Source organism: Gluconobacter cerinus, assembly GCF_002723935.1.
Classification (GTDB): Bacteria; Pseudomonadota; Alphaproteobacteria; order Acetobacterales; family Acetobacteraceae; genus Gluconobacter; species Gluconobacter cerinus.
Map to the genome: position 1 here is coordinate 262919 of NZ_BEWM01000001.1, position 20094 is coordinate 283012.

The 20094-nt window shown below is 57.6% G+C and carries 17 protein-coding genes; 12 read left to right on the forward strand and 5 right to left on the reverse strand.

Annotation, left to right across the window (positions count from 1 at the left end):
- Window positions 1-84: 84 nt before the first annotated feature.
- Window positions 85-579 carry a glutathione peroxidase gene (locus tag GCE01_RS01200; RefSeq protein ID WP_083956279.1) on the forward strand — a complete coding sequence of 165 codons (495 nt, stop codon included), beginning with the start codon at window positions 85-87 and terminating at the stop codon, window positions 577-579.
- On the opposite strand, the gene GCE01_RS01205 is transcribed toward GCE01_RS01200, so the two are convergent.
- Window positions 520-975 (reverse strand): DUF4112 domain-containing protein, encoded by a 456-nt coding sequence (locus GCE01_RS01205; RefSeq protein WP_099210388.1) that lies wholly within the window; start codon window positions 973-975, stop codon window positions 520-522. The genes GCE01_RS01200 and GCE01_RS01205 overlap by 60 nt on opposite strands.
- Before the next feature lie 105 nt (window positions 976-1080).
- Between GCE01_RS01205 and GCE01_RS01210 the strand changes: the two genes are divergently transcribed.
- From GCE01_RS01210 to GCE01_RS01225, 4 genes are all read left to right on the forward strand, one after another.
- A complete protein-coding gene (locus GCE01_RS01210; RefSeq protein WP_046899673.1) occupies window positions 1081-1317 on the forward strand; it encodes a hypothetical protein in 237 nt (78 codons plus the stop codon).
- Between the two features lie 64 nt (window positions 1318-1381).
- Entirely contained in the window at window positions 1382-2938 is a 1557-nt protein-coding gene (murJ, locus tag GCE01_RS01215; protein ID WP_099210390.1) for a murein biosynthesis integral membrane protein MurJ, read from the forward strand.
- A gap of 98 nt (window positions 2939-3036) precedes the next feature.
- Window positions 3037-5667 carry a DNA mismatch repair protein MutS gene (mutS, locus tag GCE01_RS01220; protein WP_099210392.1) on the forward strand — a complete coding sequence of 877 codons (2631 nt, stop codon included), beginning with the start codon at window positions 3037-3039 and terminating at the stop codon, window positions 5665-5667.
- On the forward strand, window positions 5664-8513 hold the full coding sequence (locus tag GCE01_RS01225) for a [protein-PII] uridylyltransferase (RefSeq protein ID WP_099210394.1): 2850 nt from the start codon (window positions 5664-5666) through the stop codon (window positions 8511-8513). The genes mutS and GCE01_RS01225 overlap by 4 nt, the downstream gene beginning before the upstream one ends.
- Here the strand turns inward: GCE01_RS01225 and GCE01_RS01230 are convergent.
- Entirely contained in the window at window positions 8482-10170 is a 1689-nt protein-coding gene (locus tag GCE01_RS01230; RefSeq protein ID WP_099210396.1) for a tetratricopeptide repeat protein, read from the reverse strand. The two genes, GCE01_RS01225 and GCE01_RS01230, sit on opposite strands and share 32 nt — an antisense overlap.
- A 152-nt stretch (window positions 10171-10322) precedes the next feature.
- Here GCE01_RS01230 and GCE01_RS01235 point away from each other — a divergent pair, with 152 nt between their 5' ends.
- From GCE01_RS01235 to GCE01_RS01260, 6 genes are all read left to right on the forward strand, one after another.
- Window positions 10323-10661 (forward strand): hypothetical protein, encoded by a 339-nt coding sequence (locus tag GCE01_RS01235; protein ID WP_233126245.1) that lies wholly within the window; start codon window positions 10323-10325, stop codon window positions 10659-10661.
- 49 nt (window positions 10662-10710) lie between these two features.
- Window positions 10711-11703 carry an NHL repeat-containing protein gene (locus tag GCE01_RS01240; RefSeq protein ID WP_099211082.1) on the forward strand — a complete coding sequence of 331 codons (993 nt, stop codon included), beginning with the start codon at window positions 10711-10713 and terminating at the stop codon, window positions 11701-11703.
- 22 nt (window positions 11704-11725) lie between these two features.
- Window positions 11726-13126 (forward strand): threonine synthase, encoded by a 1401-nt coding sequence (thrC, locus tag GCE01_RS01245; protein WP_099210398.1) that lies wholly within the window; start codon window positions 11726-11728, stop codon window positions 13124-13126.
- Between the two features lie 68 nt (window positions 13127-13194).
- Window positions 13195-14460 carry a M16 family metallopeptidase gene (locus tag GCE01_RS01250; RefSeq protein ID WP_099210400.1) on the forward strand — a complete coding sequence of 422 codons (1266 nt, stop codon included), beginning with the start codon at window positions 13195-13197 and terminating at the stop codon, window positions 14458-14460.
- Window positions 14457-15788 (forward strand): TldD/PmbA family protein, encoded by a 1332-nt coding sequence (locus GCE01_RS01255; protein WP_099210402.1) that lies wholly within the window; start codon window positions 14457-14459, stop codon window positions 15786-15788. Before GCE01_RS01250 ends, GCE01_RS01255 begins: the two co-directional genes overlap by 4 nt.
- Complete coding sequence (locus tag GCE01_RS01260) at window positions 15788-16693, forward strand: Tim44 domain-containing protein (protein ID WP_099210404.1); 906 nt, start codon at window positions 15788-15790, stop codon at window positions 16691-16693. The genes GCE01_RS01255 and GCE01_RS01260 overlap by 1 nt, the downstream gene beginning before the upstream one ends.
- Window positions 16694-16819: 126 nt before the next feature.
- On the opposite strand, the gene GCE01_RS01265 is transcribed toward GCE01_RS01260, so the two are convergent.
- The 3 genes from GCE01_RS01265 to GCE01_RS01275 form a co-directional block, all read right to left on the reverse strand.
- On the reverse strand, window positions 16820-17767 hold the full coding sequence (locus tag GCE01_RS01265; protein WP_099210406.1) for a heme o synthase: 948 nt from the start codon (window positions 17765-17767) through the stop codon (window positions 16820-16822).
- A complete protein-coding gene (locus GCE01_RS01270) occupies window positions 17764-18939 on the reverse strand; it encodes a cbb3-type cytochrome c oxidase subunit I (protein ID WP_099210408.1) in 1176 nt (391 codons plus the stop codon). The genes GCE01_RS01265 and GCE01_RS01270 overlap by 4 nt, the downstream gene beginning before the upstream one ends.
- Before the next feature lie 83 nt (window positions 18940-19022).
- Window positions 19023-19703, reverse strand: a complete 681-nt coding sequence (locus tag GCE01_RS01275) for a class I SAM-dependent methyltransferase (RefSeq protein WP_046899684.1) — start codon at window positions 19701-19703, stop codon at window positions 19023-19025.
- Between the two features lie 163 nt (window positions 19704-19866).
- Here GCE01_RS01275 and GCE01_RS01280 point away from each other — a divergent pair, with 163 nt between their 5' ends.
- Entirely contained in the window at window positions 19867-20073 is a 207-nt protein-coding gene (locus GCE01_RS01280) for a hypothetical protein (RefSeq protein ID WP_086634556.1), read from the forward strand.
- Window positions 20074-20094 lie beyond the last annotated feature (21 nt).

A 20094-nucleotide genomic window follows, 5' to 3' on the forward strand; every position in this document is an offset into this window, starting at 1 on the left:
CTGCATGACAGCGCCATGTCCAGCCCTGCTCTCGCCTCTTTAGCAGTATGATATTACAGTAGATGAAAATGAGGGGGAGAAACCATGACCTGCGCCTATGATTTCCACCTGCCCGGGCTGTCTGGGGAAACAATTGATCTTTCCCAGTTCCGTGGTCGGCCACTCCTGATCGTCAACACAGCCTCGAAATGCGGCTTTACCCCCCAGTATGAAGGCTTGCAGCATCTGTGGTCCCTCTACGGGCGCGACTACCCGGACGGCATGACGGTTCTCGGCGTACCTTCGAATGATTTTGGAGAGCAGGAACCGGGCTCGGCAGAAGAGATCAAGACATTCTGCCACCGCAATTACGGGGTCTCATTCCCTATGGCGGCCAGAGCCCATGTCAAAGGGCCAGATGCCATCCCGCTCTTCAAATGGTTGGGTAAAGAGGGCGGATTTTTATCTCGCCCCCGCTGGAATTTTTATAAGTACCTCGTGAACCGTGAAGGGCATCTCGTGCGATGGTTCACACCGCTCTCAAAACCGACGCCCGGACGGGTAGAAGAGGCCGTCCGCCGGATTCTTCTCGATCACTGAATTATAGGGCACCCCGGTTTCTGGCCGGGCCAGCGCCTCTTCAATCAGGCGGACATTGCGCATGTCGGCCTTGAACACAGTATCGAACAGGTCCCCCATTAGCGGAACAACACCAACTACCGCTTCGATGCCCACATTAAGCAGCATCTTGCGCACAGTTGCTGCTCCCACACCCATCCGGTGGCCTTCCCAGACAATATAGAGGGACAGGAGCGTTCCAAGAGCCAGCCCTCCTCCGGGAATGAGCCCCAAGACCGTATCAACACCCGCTCTCAAGCGAAGCCCGGGAATTCGGACAGCCGAGTTCAGAACCCAGGCCAGACGCTTGAGCCGCTCCAGCCTTCGTAAGAGTTCTGCGGTGTCTGATGGAGATGAGGAAAATGCGGTTTTGACCATGATACAAAATAACACGCAGACGGGATCGAGAGTTTCCTCTTTTTCCTTGACGCAGCGTATCAAAAAACGCGAGCCTCATGACAGGAATATGACAGGAGACTTCTCATGACAGCGTCTCTCCTTCGGCCCATTCTGCCGCTTCTGGTCGTTGCTGCCCTTGGCGCCTTCACGCCTTCTGTCGCACATCACGTCACGAGCTTTCTGGGCCTGCCCGGCATCTTCTGGGCGAGTGTCATGCTGACGCTGGAAATTGTTCTGCTTTGTATCGGTCTGGCTGCCGTTCGCCCCTCAATGACGCGTCCATCGGAAAAACTTTACGCTCGCGAGACTGTTCTTCGCTAAAAATCGTTCCTTCTGGCTTCAGGAGGATATGTTACCCGTCAGCGGGATACGCTAGAGACAGGAAATGCTTCGCAATTTCCTGACAGTTGGCAGCTGGACCATGCTTTCGCGTGTTCTGGGCCTGATTCGTGACCAGCTTCTTGCTGCCTTCCTTGGAGCCGGCCCTGCACAGGACGCCTATCTGGTGTCCCTGCGCCTGCCGAACATGTTCCGGCGACTGTTCGGAGAAGGCGCGTTCAACGCAGCCTTCGTGCCGATGTTCACCGCCAAGTATGAGACTGAGGGACGCACCGCAGCCCTGCGTTTTGCGGGGCAGGCCCTGTCCGCTTTGGTGGCATGGCTGGTGATCCTGACGATCATCTGTGAACTGTGCATGCCCCTCATCATCTCGATTCTTGCCCCCGGTTTTCACGGCGAGCGTTTTGAGATGGCCCTGACGCTGACACAGATCACTTTCCCCTACATGGTCATGATCTGCGCGGCGGCTCTGGTTTCCGGTGTGCTGAATGGTCTGGGAAAATTCAGCGCTGCATCCGCCGCCTATCTGAGTTTCAACATCATCGGCATCGCAGCGATCTTTCTGGGGGCCTATGTCTGGCACAGTGTTGCCCTGACCAGTGCATGGGGTGTCGTTATTTCGGGCATCGTCCAGCTGGGTGCCCTCTACTGGGCCGCTCATCGGGCCGGTGTCGCGCCGCATCTCGTCCGCCCCAGCTTTTCAAAAGATATCCGTGGTCTGATGCGACGGATGGGGCCGGGTCTCGTCGGATCGGGTGTCACACAGATGAACCTGATGGTGGACACGATCATTGCCACCAGACTGCCCGTTGGCTCCCCGTCGATTCTGTACTTCGCGGACCGGATCAACCAGCTCCCTCTTGGCGTTCTTGGTGCGGCGGCAGGTACAACCCTCTTGCCGCTTCTCACGCGACACGTGGCCAACAACGACCGCGCTTCCGTACATGCCAGCCTGAACCGGGCCCTCGATTACGCCCTGCTTTTGACGCTTCCCGCAACGATGGGCCTGATTGCACTGGCTCCCTCAATCATGGCTGGCCTGTTCAGCTACGGTCACTTCACGGTCGCAGATGCACTGAAGTCTGCCCAGTCCCTGCGGGCCTACGCCCTTGGGCTTCCAGCATTTGTACTCATCAAGGTCTTTTCGCCCGGCTTTTTCGCGGAAGGGGATACCAGCACGCCCGTCCGAATTGGCTTCTTTACCCTTGGATTAAATCTGGCGCTCAATCTAGCGCTCTACAAACCACTGGCTCATGTAGGCCCTCCACTGGCCAGCACGATTGCAGCGGTCGTGAACGTTGCCATTCTGGCCGTGCTGCTGCATCGCCGTGGCATCTTCCAGCCTGACCCACGACTGAAAAGCCGCTCAGCCCGCATAATCGGCGCCTCTCTCATGATGGCCCTCTGGGTTGCCGCAGCACAGAAGTTCGCCGCTCCCGACCTGCCGAACTGGCACGGAATCTGGCGCCTGAGCATGCTGGGCGCACTGATCGTGTTCGGAGGCGTGGTCTACGCCATTTCTCTCGACGCCCTGAAGGTTCTGAAACTCAGTGACGTGCTCGCAGCGTTGCAAACGCGCATCGCCAGAAGACGCACACGCTAAGACACTGATCCTGCCGGTTCACACACCGGCAGGGACACGGTAGTTTCCCTTCCCCTCCTCATATCTCACCACCGGAGACCGGACCCATCGGCACGTTCATGCCCCTGCCTTCTGCCGCCAATGCTACGCCTTCCATGGCGCAATGGTTCGCGCTCAAGCATCAGGAGCCAGATGCTCTTCTGTTCTTCCGAATGGGTGATTTCTACGAGCTTTTTTTCGCAGATGCCCAGGCAGCGGCGATGGCACTCGATATCGCGCTGACAGCACGGGGCAATCATAACGGCGAGCCGATTCCCATGTGCGGCGTTCCGGTTGCAGCGGCACCGGCCTATCTGTCTCGTCTGATTCGCCGAGGCTTTCGCGTCGCTGTTGCTGAGCAAACGCAGGCACCGCAAAAAGGCCAGAAAGGCCCTCTTCCCCGTGCGATCGTCCGTGTCGTCACTCCGGGCACTCTGACGGAAGACGAACTGCTCGAAGCTGGCCGCGCCAATCTGCTTCTGGCTATTGCCCGCTCCGGAGACCGCCGCTCCAAAATGATTGGCGCAGCCTGGATCGATATTTCTACAGGCGCGTTCGAGACAACGTCCGTGCCTGAAGTCGCCCTTCCAGAGCTGATGGCCCGCCTAGACGCTGCGGAAGTTCTTTCCGATCCAGAGCTCATCCCGGCAGACCACGCCAGTCGGCTTGCACCAGTCGCTGTTCCGCCGTCTCTGGATAGCGCCCGCACTCTGATTTCCCGTGCCTATGGGGTGGCACAGATTGATGCGCTCGGAGACTTCCCGGACGAGCAGGCCATCGCCTGTGCCATGGCCCTTCACTATGTTCAGCGCAGTCAGGCCGGAGCGCTTCCCAGACTCTCGCGCCCAATGCCGCAGGGCATCAGCGGCGTGCTCGGGATCGACCCTGCAACCCGCGCCAGCCTCGATATTCTGCGCACCCGTGATGGGGAGACGAAATACAGCCTGTTCGGTGTGATCTCCCGCACCGTCACAGCAGCAGGCTCCCGCCTGCTTTCTCAATGGATTTCCTCTCCACTCACTAACGCCATTACCATCACCGAGCGTCAGAACGCATGGCTGTGGCTTCAATCCGTTCCGGGTTTTACAGCCGCATTGGGCGATATTCTTAAACGCACACCAGACCCGGCTCGCGCCCTCGGCCGCCTGTCAGCAGGACGTGGCCAACCGCGCGATCTCGCATCCATCCGCGATACTCTGATTGCCGCTGACGACCTGACAGCCCTCTTCCAGCCGGCCTGTGACAAGAGCACACCGTCTCTGATTCGCACGCTGACGGCTGGCCTTTATGGCCGCGCCGATGCCCTTTTGGACACGCTGAAAGCTGCGCTTGCGGAAGAATTGCCTGCACGCATCGAGGACGGTGGTTTCATCGCCGTCGGATTTGATGCTGAGCTGGATCAATACCGGACACTCCGGGATGAAAGTCGACGGATCGTCGCAGCACTTCAGGGGCGCCTCTCCGAAGAGTACGGGATCGGCAATCTCAAGATCCGCCATCATGCTCAACTGGGTTACGTCATCGAGGTCCCTGTTGCAGCCGGGGCGAAGCTGAAAGAACGGCCTGAGCTTTCTTTCCGACAGGGCACAGCCAGCCTCGCACGCTTCTCCACTGAAGAACTCGCTGCGCTGGACCGCGCCATTCTCGAGGCAGCAGACAAAGCGAGCACGCTGGAGCGCCGCCTTTTCACAGCGCTCTGCACCCGTATTCTCGAAACCCCCGCGCTGGACGAAGTCGCAGAATATCTTGCCCTGACAGACGTCTTACGATCCTGCGCAATTCTGGCAGAGGGAGGCTCGTGGTGCCGCCCAACTGTCACGGACGATACCGATTTCGAGCTTGTCGCTTGCCGACATCCTGTTGTCGAAGCCGCCCTCACAGAAACCGGCAGCGCGGACGCACGCTTCATTCCCAATGACTGCGCTCTCCCCCCAGAACACCGCGCCATGCTCCTCACCGGCCCGAATATGGCGGGTAAATCCACATTCCTCCGCCAGACTGCTCTTGCCGTGATCATGGCGCAGGCCGGGCTGCCGGTTCCGGCGAAAAGTGCCCGTATTGGTGTTGTGGACCGGCTATTTTCCCGTGTGGGTGGTGCAGACGATCTGGCGCGTGGGCGCTCCACCTTCATGGTGGAAATGACTGAAACTGCTGCCATTCTCAATCAGGCTGGTCCCAAATCTCTTGTCGTCGTCGACGAAATTGGACGTGGAACGGCAACGCTGGATGGCCTCTCTATTGCCTGGGCTACGCTTGAGGCGCTTCACACCCAGCTTGGCTCGCGCACGATTTTCGCTACGCACTTCCATGAGTTGGGTGCTCTGACCGAGTTTCTGCCGCGTCTGGCTCCGTACACTATGGCCGTCAAAGAGTGGCGGGGCGAAGTCATTTTCCAACATGAAGTCCGCCCTGGCTCAGCCCGTAAGAGCTGGGGCCTGCATGTGGCCAAACTGGCCGGGATTCCGCAATCGGTGGTGAACCGTGCTTCCCGGCTTCTCAGCACATTCGAACGTGAACAGGCTGAAGCCCGCTCTTCGCTGCCATTGTTCGAAGCCGTTGCAGACGCATCAGAAGACGCCCCGGAGCCGCAGGTTCTGCACTCTCCGGCCCTCGATGCGCTTACGACCATCAATCCGGATGATCTCTCTCCCCGAGAGGCGCTAGCCGCGCTATATGATCTTAAACGCCTCGCTACAGGAGACAGGACTTGAAAAGTGCTGGTTTCTGGGGCGAAAGTCTTCCTTCCCCTTTCGCTGACGATACGGATACGACCCTGTCTGACCGCAAAGCCATGACCCCGTCGCTGCAAACAGCTCTTCAGACTGCCGCCGCACAGGGGCTGACGTCCCGAGATGACGTCCTCTCCATCCTTCGTCGTCATCTTGGCAATGGCCATGCAGATATCCGCATCAGGTTCGAAAAGCGCCTGATCTCGGGGATTGATGCGGCACGCGCGCTCGCGGCTCAGGCCGACAGCGTTGTCTGTGCACTGGCTGATCTTTCTGCCGCGCAGGACAATGCGTCCTCCGAAGAGCCACTCTGTCTGTGTGCCACCGGCGGCTATGGAGCGGGCCTTCTCGCCCCCTTCAGCGATATCGACATCCTTTTTCTCATTCCGGAAGATGCGTCTCCGGCCCTGACCACACGCATTGAGTTCATTCTCTATGCCCTCTGGGATCTTGGCCTCCGAGTCGGTCATGCGACGCGCTCCATCAGTGCCTGCATCAAGGACGTGGCCGAAGATCTGACCATCCGCACGGCCCTTCTGGACCTGCGCCCCCTTTATGGTGATCGGACGCTCGCCCGTAATCTCCGCTCAGCCCTTGGCGCGGACCTCCAGAACGACACGCTGTGCGATTTTGTCCGTGGCAAGATTGAAGAGCGTGAGCTGCGCCATCGCCGTTTTGGTGACAACCCCTACATGGTTGAGCCGAACATCAAGGAAGGCCGCGGCGGCCTCCGTGATCTTCAAACGCTGAACTGGATGGGCCGTGCTGCTCTTGGCTGCGCCATTACAACGCCAGACCAAAGCACGGCCCCTGCCGAAGCCGTCCCGACACCATCCTTTATTTCTTTTGGCCTCCTGACCAACCGTGAAACCCACCGCGCCCGGCGTGCGTGGGATTTTTTCTGGACGGTCAGGCTGCACCTTCACTACATCACCGGCCGCGCGGAAGAGCGACTCACCTTTGACGTTCAGCCCGTCATCGGTGGCCGGATGGGCTATGCCACGCACGGACGTCAGCGCGGTGTCGAACGCTTCATGCGACACTACTTCCTGACGGCACGGGACGTCATGCGCCTGACGCATGTTCTTCAGCCGATCGTGCTGATGCGCCTGCAGGATCAGGCCAGCGACACTCATCCGGAAGCACTTCCGGGGCCCGAAGGCTTCGAACGTATTGCGGGACGCCTCTGCCCTGTTGATCCGGTCACGTTTGCAAAGAACCCACGTGACATGTTCCGAATGCTGGACTGCGCGCGCCGGCATGATCTGGAACTGCACCCACTTGCCATTCAGCAGTTGATCCGCAACGAACGGCACGCCGTTGAACTGCGGGATGATCCGGAAACAGCGCAGATCTTTCTTAATCTGCTTTGTGAACCAAGTGCGGATGAAACAAAGACCGTTCCGTTCTGGCTTCCCATTCTGAACGAAACCGGCCTGCTCGGTCGCCTGCTTCCGGACTGGTCACGCGTTGTCGGCCAAATGCAGTTCGACAGCTATCACATCTATACGGTGGACGAGCACATCATCGAGGCCGTTCGTATGATGGGCCAGATCGAAGCGGGTCATATGGCGGATGAGATCCCGCTGGCTTATGGGCTCGCCAAGGATCTGCGCTCACGCCGGGCCCTGTATGTCGCGGTCCTTCTCCATGACATTGCCAAGGGCCGTGGCGGCGATCATTCGGAGCTCGGGGCGGATCTGGCCCTCACCATCTGCCCGCAACTGGGTCTGGATCCTGAAGAGACAGAGACAGTTTCGTGGCTCGTTTTGCATCATCTGCTGCTGTCCCAGACAGCATTCACCCGAGACATTGATGATCCCCGGACGATCCTTGATCTTGCAGACACCATTCAGTCTCCGGAACGCCTTCGCCTTCTCCTCCTCCTGACAATCGCTGACATGCGCGCCGTCAGCCCCAAAGTCTGGAATGCATGGAAAGCCACGCTTCTACGTGAGCTGTTTTCCCGTGTAGCAGAAGTTCTGGAAGGCGGACTGGCCGCAACGGAGCAGGACGGCCGCGTCACGCATGCTCGTGAATTGGCCCGGGATGGTCTGAGCTCGTTGCTGCCAGAAAGCAGTATCGAGCACTTTCTGGCTCTCGGATATCCCAGCTACTGGCTCGGTTTCGACACCGATACGCATATGCGCCATGCGCGCATGATCCACGATTCAGACCGATATCGCTCACCGGTCACGGTCGAGGCTTATCCAATTCCGGAACGCGGCGTGACGGAGCTGACCGTGCTTTGTGCTGACCATCCAGGACTGTTCTCACAGATTGCTGGCGCCCTTGCTGTCGCAGGCGCATCCATCGTGGATGCCCGCATCCATACCCTCAGCGATGGCATGGCTCTGGATACTTTCTGGGTTCAGGACGCTGATGGATGTTCCTTTGAAGATCCTCACCAGCTTGGGCGTCTTAATCATCTGGTTGAGCAGGCCCTGTCCGGTCGCCTTGACCTGAAGAAGGGTATCGCAGAGGCGCGTCATCGCGGAGCTTCCCGTCGGATGCGCGCTATTCACGTTCCACCCCGTGTAGTGATCGATAATACCGCTTCGGACCGGCATACTGTCATCGAGATCAATGGTCGTGACAGATCTGGCCTGCTCCATGACATCACAACGACGCTAAGCGAGCAGTCGCTTCAGATTTCCTCTGCTCACATTACCACCTATGGAATGCGGGCTGTGGACGTTTTCTATGTTCGTGACCTTCTGGGCATGAAGATCACAGATCCAACGCGCCTAGCCCATATACGTGAAACACTCCTTGCTTCCCTGACGCCACAAACCGTCAAGAAGGCTGTTGCTGCGCCCACTCTCTGAGGTTTTCGGCCACCTGTTCCACAACGGGTGGCCATGCTTCTGGCAGGAAGCCTTCTGGCCTGAACTGCCGCACATTCTGGTACCAGGGAGTTGTTTTCCACCGCCAGTCACCGCCTCGGCGATTCAACAGCCAAAGCGGGCGACCCACGGCACCGGCCATGTGTGCAACCGCGGTATCCACACTAATAACAAGCGAGCACCGCCCTACGGCGTCCGTAAGCTCTTCGGGGGTTTCGAGAGAGACCTTTTCCATCCATTCCGGGCAATTTCCCTGTTGAAGGGATACAAAACGAATGCCCTCAACACGTTGCAACGGCTCCAGCCATTCCAGGTTTAGAGAGCGACGCCGATCAAACCTGTAAGACGGATTTCCCGCCCAGCAGAGTCCAACAACCCGCGGCTCCGCAATCGACGCGGCCTCCAGATAGGGCGCTGTTCCTCCCTGGCCCGCCAGCCCCAGAACAAATGGTAAGCTCAGAAGACTGATTTCTCCTGCGACGGGCCCTTCTGGTTCCAGAATCCGAGCATGGTCCATCGTAGGCATCCGGCTTACTAACGCAGCCACTGGAAAATGCAGTCGGAGAGGTCGTCTGGTGGCGGCTAAAGGCAGAAACCTCAAAAACTGGATGCTATCTCCCAGACCTTGCTCTGCCGTCACGACAATCGGCAATTCACCTTCGGAGCCATCCCACGCTGGAGAAGACTGCGGCGTATTCAGAAGGCGATGTCGACTTTCAAATTCCTGCCAACCTTCCGAAAACTCACCTTCTCCCAGCAAAATAGTCGCGTGATTGAAGCGAGCCTGTGCTTGCTCGTAACCAGACGTCCGATCAGTGATGGCCGAAAAAAGCCGCTTGGCTGTTTCTTCCTCGCCCATCTCCATCAGAACCGTTCCAAGGTTATTGGCAATCCGGGCATCCTCGGGAGCAAAACCTAGCGCTTCTTCCAAGGTTAGGCGTGCTTCCTGCAAGTTCCCAAGAGCCATCTGAACCAAGCCGAGACTATTCAGGGTTGCTCCGGTTCGGGCTCTCAACTCACATGCCTTTTCCAAAGCCTGCAGGGCTGACTCTAAAAGTCTGCTTTCAAAAAACGCCGCTCCGAGATTAGCCCAGCCACGCCCATCGCGCGGCGCACGTTTCGTCACTCTGTCAAAACAGGAAAGTGCCTTATCCGGACGCCCATCCTGCAGATAGATTTCACCAAGCCTTGTGAGATATTCGACATCGTCTCGCGCAAGGGCGCACGCTTCCTCCAGAGTTTCACAGGCCGCTTTACGTTGCCCCAGAAGCAAAAAGACTTCAGCACTCGCGGCATGAGCGCGCGGGTCAGCAGGCTGCAATGTTCGCGCTACGGAGAGAGCCGCACGTGCGGGTTCAAAGTGGCCCTCTGCAGCGAGTGCCAACCCCAATGTGATATGAACACGTGCTGATCTTGATGCTGGAAGGCCACCAGCCTGCAAAGCCCGTCCCGCCATCGCAATAGCTGTCGCATTCTGCCCGCGAGCACGAGCCAGACAGGCCATACCGTGCCATGCATCAGGTTGCGCAGGGTCATGAGCCAGGATGTCACGAAAGGATTTTTCAGCGCTCGCGAGGTCGCCTCTGGCGAAGCAGTCAAAAGCAAAACGCGTCGGATCTGGCTTGTAATGACCTGTCATGCGTCAGTGATGCGGCCAAATGCCCTGAAAATCCATTCCTTCGAGAAGATTTCGGCAAGACAACCCAAAGAAACACCATGAGGCGTTAACGAAATTTTCAGACTCTCGGCGTCATAACGTCTTGTAACAAGACTAGCCAGAGGCGTCTGACCATGCATCTTGAACAACGGACAGGCAGCGTTCCGGGCCTGGTTTATGCAACTGTGCGCCAGGGTATGACCACGCGCACGTTCCCTATTGAAATCAGACAAACGGCATCCGGTCATTACATTGCCCGGATGCCCGACCAACGCTGGTCCATTGAGTGTATGACTGTAGATGCGGCGTTGCTTATGCACGCAGCCGTGCTTTTCCCGGTTGAGCATGAACACGCCCCCTGGCTGTCCAACCCACGACCGGCACTGTCGCCCGTGCAACGTCATGCAGCCCGCATTCTTTCTTCAAAAACCCGAGAAGAAAAAACGGAGCGAGAAGCCACGCTGGATTATTAGTCCTGTTTGAGGCTTGCCAAATTTTCTGGACGGGCCGATGTCTGGAGCTATGAAAAGCCGGTTTTTATATTCCGTCGCGAGCGCCCTTCTGGGCGCTGCTGGTCTGTTCTCTTCACCTGCTTATGCAGACCATCCGTGGAAAGATGCTCCGCAGTCAGCACAGATTGTTGCTGATGCTGCGCTTGATCGTGTTCAGCTTGGCTCCCTGCTTCCACATGGCGCAGACACTTTCCTGGCTTTGAGTGAAGAGGGTCGCCCTGTTTTACTCGATTCCCAAAATCACACTCATCCGTTTCCGATTGATGCCGCTGAGCAGGAACAAATCCCGCCCCTCGCATTTCTGACGCAGGCAGGATCGGATTACTGGGGCCTGGCAGTGTCGCCTCAGGCTAAGCTTGTTCATCTTTCTGTGGATGGAAAGCTCCTTGGAGAGGTGCCATTCGTCGGTGGAACGCTGAAAGGCAGCAATCTCACGGCACTTCAGGTCCATGGAAGCTTTGCCTATGTGACGGACGAAGGGAAACCGGCCCTCGTTGTCGTTTCCTTGAAGGACGGTAAAGCACAGCGCTTTCTGCCCTATGATCCATCCGTCACAGGACGCAGACCGTTCACGCGCAACGCACAAATTACCAACGGACCAGACGGGCACCCTCTGACTGGCGGAAATGTTCGGTTTCTAGCGCTCGACGCAAAGGGGCAATGGCTGTTTTACATGCCTGCCTGCGGCCCTCTATATCGGATTGACGCCTCTCTCCTGACAGATCCGGCTTTCACGCCTGTTGAGCAGCTTGATGGCATTGTAGAATGGCGCGACACGCCGAGCCTCGGCGGCATCACCCTAAGCCCTGAAAACGTCTTCTACATGTCTAACCTTACGGATGGCGCTCTCCTTCAGTTCGGCAGCGAACGCAATCCTCTGATCCTCATCCGGGATACTCGCCTTCTCGAGGCTGGAGCACTGGCGGTTTCTGACAGTCATCAGGTTGCCGTTCTGACATCAGAAGATGGAAAACCGCACATTCTTCGCATCGCCTTGCCATAGAAGGTCGTGATATAAACTTCCCATGCGCTACCGATCTACTCGCGGCGACCTGACCGCCGACGCACCCAACTTCTCCGACATCCTCCTTGCCGGCCTTGCTGGAGACGGTGGTCTCTACATGCCGGAGAGCTGGCCAAAAATCAGCGCCCAGACGTTCCGTGAATGGCGCACCCTCTCCTACGCGGACCTGACTGCCGAAGTCATTTCCCTGTTTTCCGAAGGCGCCATTGACCGCGATACTCTTCGCGACATGGCCCGGGACGCCTATGCAGGCTTTGATCACGCCGCCGTCGCGCCACTGTGCGAAGTGGAGCAGGACCTTTTCTCACTTGAACTGTTCCATGGTCCTACGCTCGCCTTCAAAGATATGGCGATGCAGATGCTCGGCCGCCTGTTCGATCATGTCCTGACGCAGCGGAACCAGAAAGTTACGATCGTCGGTGCGACATCCGGTGACACCGGCTCGGCTGCCATCGAAGCCTGCCGTGGCCGCGAGCGCCTGTCCGTCGTCATTCTTCACCCAAAAGGTCGGACGTCAGAAGTTCAGCGCCGCCAGATGACAACGGTTCCGGATGACAATATCCTGAACATTGCCGTCGAAGGTGACTTCGATACCTGTCAGGACATGGTAAAGGCTCTCTTCGCAGACACAACGTTCCGCGACGAAGTCTCTCTCTCCGCCGTCAACTCCATCAACTGGGCCCGTATCGCCGCCCAGATCCCGTATTACGTCCGGGCAGCACTGGCATTGGGCGCACCAGACCGCGAAGTGTCTTTCTCCGTTCCGACCGGCAATTTCGGCAATGTGCTGGCAGCCTGGGCCGCACGCCAGATGGGCCTCCCCATCCGTCGCCTGTGCATTGGGTCGAACCGCAATGACATTCTCACGCGCTTTCTGATTGAAAACGATATGAGCGTCCGTACGGTGGAGCCAAGCCTCTCGCCGTCCATGGACATTCAGGTTTCGTCCAATTTCGAACGTCTGCTGTTCGAACTTCTGGACCGCAACCCGACGCGTTGCGCTGCGATCATGAAAGAATTCCGTGAAACTGGCCGGATGGCCGTACCACACGATGCGTGGACGCGCATGAAAGACGTCTTTGACGGTATGACGCTCAGTGATGAGCAGACCAGCGAAGCCATGCGTCACTTCTACAGCGAAAGCCTCTATCTGGCGGATCCCCATACGGCGATCGGCCTGGCAGTCGGCAAGCGCTTCCAGGAGCCGGGCATTCCGATGGTTGCGGCAGCCACTGCACATCCTGCCAAATTCCCGGATGCTGTTTTCGCAGCGACCGGAATCAAGGCTGCTTTGCCGCCTCACCTCGCTGATCTTTTCGAGCGCCCAGAGCGCTATGACACCATGAGCAGTCAGCTCGCCGGTATTCAGGATGCGGTTCGCACCCACATCCGCCGCCACTGACAGGCTTGTTCCTTCCTACAGGCTCCCCATCTCAGGGAGCCTGTCTTTTTATGATTTTACGGAAACTCATGCCCGATACGATTGAAGTCACCACGCTCGACAACGGTCTGACCATCATCACGGAACGCATGGAACGCGTTGAGACCGTATCCTTCGGCGCCTATGTTTCGATCGGCACACGCGACGAAACTGCCGAAAACAACGGCGTCTCCCACTTTCTCGAGCATATGGCCTTCAAAGGCACAGAAAGACGGTCCGCAGCCCGTATTGCCGAAGAAATCGAGAATGTCGGTGGTCATATCAATGCTTACACTGCGCGGGAAACAACCGCGTATTACGTCAAGCTCCTCAAGGAGGATCTGACGCTTGGTGTAGACATTATCGGGGACATTCTGACGCACAGCACGTTTCTGGATGCTGAAATCGAGCGTGAGCGTGGTGTCATCCTTCAGGAAATCGGGCAGGCCAACGATACTCCAGATGACATCATCTTCGATCACTTCCAGGAATGTGCCTTCCCGGCTCAACCGATGGGCCGCCCGACGCTAGGAACGGAAGAGCTCGTTTCAGGCATGACGCGTGAGACGCTGATGGGCTACATGCGTGAACATTACACCACGCGTAACATCACGATCGCCGCGGCCGGCAATCTGCATCACCAGCAGGTCGTGGATCTCGTGAAAGAGCACTTCGCCGACCTTCCCACTCATCAGACCCCAACGCCCCGCAATGCGGACTATGCCGGGGGTGACATCCGCACAACGCGTGAACTGGATCAGGCCCATCTGGTGATGGGCTTCCCGTCTGTCAGCTATCACCACCCTGATCATTACGCTGTCATGATCCTGTCCACCCTGTTGGGCGGCGGCATGTCTTCGAGGCTCTTTCAGGAAATTCGCGAACGTCGCGGGTTGGTTTACAGCGTCTATTCGTTTGCCTCCCCATTCAGCGACAGTGGTCTGTTCGGACTTTATGCGGGAACGGGCGAAGCTGAAGTGGCGGAACTGGTACCGGTCATGATTGACGAGCTCAAGCGCCTTCAGGACGGCCTGACATCTGAAGAGCTTTCTCGTGCCCGGGCGCAGCTCAAATCATCCCTGCTGATGTCTCTGGAGAGCACGGGTAGCCGGTGCGAACAGCTGGCACGCCAGATCCAGGTTCATGGCCGCCCTGTTCCTGTCACGGAGACAGTCGGCAAAATTGATGCCGTAACGGAAGCTGACATTCTTCGGGTTGCGAAGACCATCTTTGCAGGCACCCCAACTTTCACGGCTATCGGGCCCGTAAAGAATGTGCCTGCCATTGAAGACATCACTGCGAGGCTTGCTGCATGACCACTACGCCCATTGAGGCCCTCCTCGCCGCTGCCAAACGACATGGTGCCGATCACGCTGATGCCGTGTTCATCAGAAATGAATCCGAATCCGCGATGGTTCGGAAAGGTGTCCCTGAAGGCATAGAGCGCTCAGAAAGTGTCGCGCTTGGTCTCCGTGTTTTCCGGGGCCAAAAAGCCGCATCGGTGTCAACCAGCGTTCTGGATGAGGCCGAGTTTGATCGCCTGGCAGAACAGGCCTGTGCCATGGCGCTCGTCGTACCAGAAGATCGCTTTGGCGGTCTTGCGCCTGACAGCATGGTTGGACACTTTGATGCGTCCGGTCTGGATCTGGAAGACACGGCAGCACCGCACATGGACGCGCTCTTGGCGCGCGCACGAGAAGCGGAAGACGCTGCCCTGGCTGTGTCTGGTGTTACCAACACGAACGGCGCTTCTGCCGGACACGGACGCACAGTTATTGCGCTTGGTACGTCTGCGGGCTTCATGGGGCGTTACAGCCGTACAGGGCACTCCATCAGCGCCAGCGTACTGGCCGGTGATGGCGCCCTGATGCAGCGGGACTATGCTCATCACGGCACCGTCCATTTAGAAGATCTGGACGCACCTGCCCTTATCGGCCGCGAGGCAGGAGAACGTGCTGTCTCGCGCGTGAACCCCTCTCGCCCGAAGACTGGCACATACAGCATCATTTATGATCCGCGGGTTTCCTCCAGCCTGTTGGGTCATCTGGCGAGTGCCATCAATGGCGCATCCGTTGCGAGAGGCACATCATTCCTGAAAGAAGCCATGGGGACGCGTATTCTGTCCGCTGGCCTGACAGTTCGTGACGACCCTCGCCGTATTCGTGGTGCGGGCTCGCGCCCCTTCGACGGTGAAGGCTGCGCTGCGACAGCTCTGAATCTGATTTCGGACGGCATTCTCACCACATGGTTGCTGGATTCCAGAAGCGCCCGTCAGCTTGACCTACGGTCCAACGGGCGCGCAAGCAGAGGCGTTTCAGGTCCACCGAGCCCAAGTGTGACAAATCTTCATCTTGAACCAGGTGATCTTTCCGCAGGGGATCTGCGTTCCGATATAAAGGAAGGAATACTGGTCACGGAACTCATGGGATCATCCATCAATATGCTGACGGGTGATTACAGCCGAGGGGCTTCCGGCTTCATGATCCGTAACGGCGAGCTTGCTGAGCCCGTTGCGGAACTCACGATTGCCGGAAATCTTCGGGACATGTTCTCCCGTATGGTTCCGGCCAGCGATCTTTCCTTCCGGAGCAGCGTGAATGCGCCGAGCATCCGGATTGATGGCATGAGCATTGCAGGACTTTGATGCGTAATTTTCGTCTTTTCTCCGTCGCCTGTGCGCTACTTTGCGTGCTGGGTTCCGCCGATGCCCGTCCGGGTGGCGGTGCCTCTATGGGGAGCCGTGGTTCACGCACCTGGAGTGCGCCTCCACGGACATCCATCACGCCGAGCTGGACACGCCCAATGGACCGGACAATGGCGCCGCAGTCCAACTATGGCGCACAGACCGCTCCCCGTCCGATGGCTCCCATGACGCCGGGTTATCGCCCGTCCTTTCCAAACCGCCATCCGTTCATGACAGGTTTTGCAGGAGGCCTGCTGGGCGCTGGTCTGTTCGGAATGCTGAGTGGGCACGGGTTCTTTGGTGGCATGAACGGCGGCACGTCATTCCTTGGATTTTTGTTCCAGGTGTTCGTGATTGGTGCGCTGATTATGTTCGTTCTTCGGCTGTTTAATCGTCGCAAGACGGGAGCAAACGGGATGTCTGGCAGTGCTCCGTTCAATGCGGCTGGAGGAAGCGCTCCCGTCACGTTGAGCAACGACGATTATACCAGCTTCCAGCGCCTCCTTCTTGATATCCAGGCAGCCTGGAGTGCACAGAATACACGTGCGCTTTCCAGCATGACCACACCGGAAATGGCTGGATACTTCAACGAACAGCTTTCTGATCTCGCCAGCCGTGGCGCACGTAACATTGTTTCCAATGTTCAGTTCCAGCGTGGCGATCTGTCTGAAGCCTGGCGTGAACGCAACCTGACCTATGCAACGGTTGCCATGCGTTATTCCATGACGGACGTCACGACCGACTCGTTTGGCAATGTGATTGATGGAAGCTCAACAGAGCCCGTCACCGTTACGGAACTCTGGACGTTTGTCCGCGCGGACGGGCGCGGGAACTGGATCCTGTCAGCCATCCAGCAGGCTGGCTGAAAGTCCGTTCCTAGAAACGGATCAGTATAATCACATAGAAAATTGCAGCGAGGGTAATGACCCCTCCTGCAATTCCGACGATACGGCTCTGACGCCGTTTCGCTGCGAGATCAGGCATCGTTGTTTTCATGACAGCAGAACCCGATCCACCAGAAGACCACAAAATAGAAAAAACAGATAAGCCAGCGAGTATCGGAAAGCGAAGCGCGCTGGCTTGTCTTTTGTCAGGCTTACGCCCGTTGCATCCTGCTGGTCCATCAGCACACGCAAGGCGCACAGGATGAAGCCCAGATCCAGCAGGCTTGTCGTCACTGTGTAAAACATTCCGCATTCATGCGCGAAAGATGGCCACAGTGAGACGGCCGTGAGGATAAATGTGTAAAGAAGGATCTGCCAGCGTGTATGCCGGGCGCCTTTGACGACCGGCAGCATCGGGATCCCCGCTTTGTCGTAATCCTTGCACGCGTAGAGCGACAGAGACCAGAAGTGCGGTGGCGTCCAGAGGAACACGATGGCGAACATGGCAACAGGCAAAACCGCCATGGAATTCATGGTCGCTGCCCAGCCGATCATTGGAGGAAACGCTCCGGCGGCACCACCAATCACGATGTTCTGTGGCGTGCTTCTCTTGAGCCACATCGTATAAACAACGCTGTAGAAAAAGATCGAGAACGCCAGAATGCCTGCGGCAAGAGCATTTGTGGCAAGCCACAGCACGACAACAGACAGCACGGACAGCGCGATACCATAAACCAGCGCACTATCCGCTGGCATTCTGCCGTCAGGGATCGGGCGTACATTGGTTCGGCGCATGACTGCGTCGATATCGCGATCATACCACATATTGATCGCACCGGCGGCGCCAGCACCGATACAGATGCACAGGATCGTAATGAGACCGATGGGAATGGATGGCCACTGTGGAGCCACAGCCATGCCCGCAGCGCCCGTAAACACAACAAGGGAAATAACGCGCGGCTTCAGCAGAGCCAGCCAGTCCTTGAGCGACGAGTCTCCTTTATCGCCCAGAACTGAAAAAAGCCCCGAGGGGGCTAGGGGTGTTGCTTCACTCATGCTTTGGCCCGGGCGCGCCCGGTCTCCTTGATCAGGAAAAGTCCGAGTATGCCGAATGTCAGCAGGCTGAGGCCCATCAGGCCTTCTCCGATCACCATCAGTGCTGGCGTCAAGGAGCAAAGAGCACCCACAAAGGTCAGGCCTGCATGCATACGGCTCAGTGGAGACGGAATATGATCGGGGAGCACACGCATCATCCAGGCATAGAAACCACCACAGAGCGCCATGATGCCACCAAATGCCGCAGCTGAATGATCTGTTCCATGGCCCGGCATGAACTCTGCAATCCAACCCGCTGAGAAAAGGATCACGCTGCCCAACGCCCAAAGCGTCGTCCCGTCCAGTTCCTGGCGCTGCTTCCAGACGTCAATGCAAAGCGCAGTCACCAGCAGGACTGACGGTACAAGCTGCGTCAATACAACGAGGCTTCCCTGCACTGCCGCAGGCACACCACCGAAGAGGCCGTCCATCCAGAAGAGCGGACCAACGACGGCCATCACGCCAAAAGCATACGGAGCCAGCCGGTCAGCCAGTCCTGGCTTATTTCGGCTCGACGACAGCAGATAGCAGACCAGCCCCAGAGCTGGCGTCAGCATCAGGGATGTTTCTGGAAGATGAAGCAGACTGACCAGTTCATGGGCAGCATTGGCCGGAGCCCCGTTGATCATCATCCGCGTCATGATTGCAGCAAGAACAGGCGCAACAATCGTCACACCTGATGCCGTTGCAAGCATGGACCAGGCCAGTGGGGAAAGCTTCCGGAACTGAAGAACACGTCCTTCAAGAAAAGTCGTGATTATATCCAGAGCGACAGCGAAAACCCCGACAGCCCAGAGCGCGAGTGCAATGATTGGCTGGATTGGAAGAAACACAACGCCGGATGACAGAAAACAGAAGCCCGTCAGTGTCAGAGCCGGAAGGGTTGTTCTGTCTGTTCCAAGTTCAGCGGGGAGTAGCCACTGGCCGAATCCACCGAGCGCAGCCGGGCAGATTACAAAGAAAGCCATCAGAATGCCGTGGCAAAAAGCCTGCCCGGCAGTCGGATGAATCTGAAGGAATGGCAGAGCCAACGACCCACCCAGAAGACCAGCAAACAGTGCCAGTAAAATAAAGGATGCGCCGATCCGTCTATTGGAAAGAGCGGGGGTAGAGTCGAAGGCCTGATAAGTCATGATCGCGTAGTCGGTCCCTGCCAAGGAATACCGCAGCGAGCGTCGGAATACTCGGCGCCGGCTTAACCGGAGCCATACGCCGATCAGGCGACCAGGGCTGCGGCGTCGCTTTTACTCTCGCATTGCGGCAATGTCACGAGTGTAAACAGCCCGGCAGGCGGAACGGGCGTCATAGTCGCGCGTTTCAGGTCTTCTGGTGGCAGAAGAGACTCGATTGCGAAGTCCGGATGCCAGCCGAGAGAACGGGATGCACGGGCCATGCCGCGCTCTACCGTCAGCCGCAGGCCACCCGTTGCAAGAAAGTGGTTCACAAACAGGATGTGACCGCCCGGACGAACAACACGCTTCAGTTCGGCGAGAAGACGGTCGGGGTGTGGAACGACGGACGCGACGAACATTGCAACGGCAATATCAAAGCTGTTGTCTTCGAAAGTCGTGGCTTCCGCATCCATTTCCAGCAGATCGTCGACGTTGGTCAGACGGTCCTGAAGAACGCGCTGGCGGGCACGGTCAAGCATATCTTCCGACAGATCAATGCCGGTAATGCGTTTATCCGGAGAATATGACGGCAGCGCGAGGCCTGTCCCAACGCCAACTTCAAGAACCCGCTCTCCTGGGAGAGCATTTACGGCTTCAACAGCCCTCTTGCGTCCATAGCCGGAGATACCACCAAAAACAGTATCGTAAACTCGCGCCCATCGACGATAGGCCGCCTTGACGGCCTCCGCATCCAGTGCAGAACGCGGGGAGAGGGTTGAAGACATAATATATGCGACCTTCTGTGTCCGCTCCCCATCAAGACTGGAGAGCTTGTCCGGAAACTTCGTTCAGTTGGGTCCTTCTTGCCCTTCCAGACATGCATCTGGCAAGACACGCGTTGCGGATGACGGGCGAGTTACCCGTTTTTCACCGTTTTGGAGGTCCCGGATGCTGAATTTCCTGCTAATCCTGCTCTGCCTCGTTACATGGGGCGGTGTCTACGTGTTTCATTTTCGGGGGCAAATTACGGAATGGTGGGATAACCGTTTTGTAAAGGACAAGGCACCGGAACCGCAGGACGAGCCTACGCCCGAGTTGCAGCTTCCCATCCGCTATGATGCGGCGTCAGCCGAAACAGAAAAAAAAGACGCCTGAGCTGTACCGCTCAGACGTCTT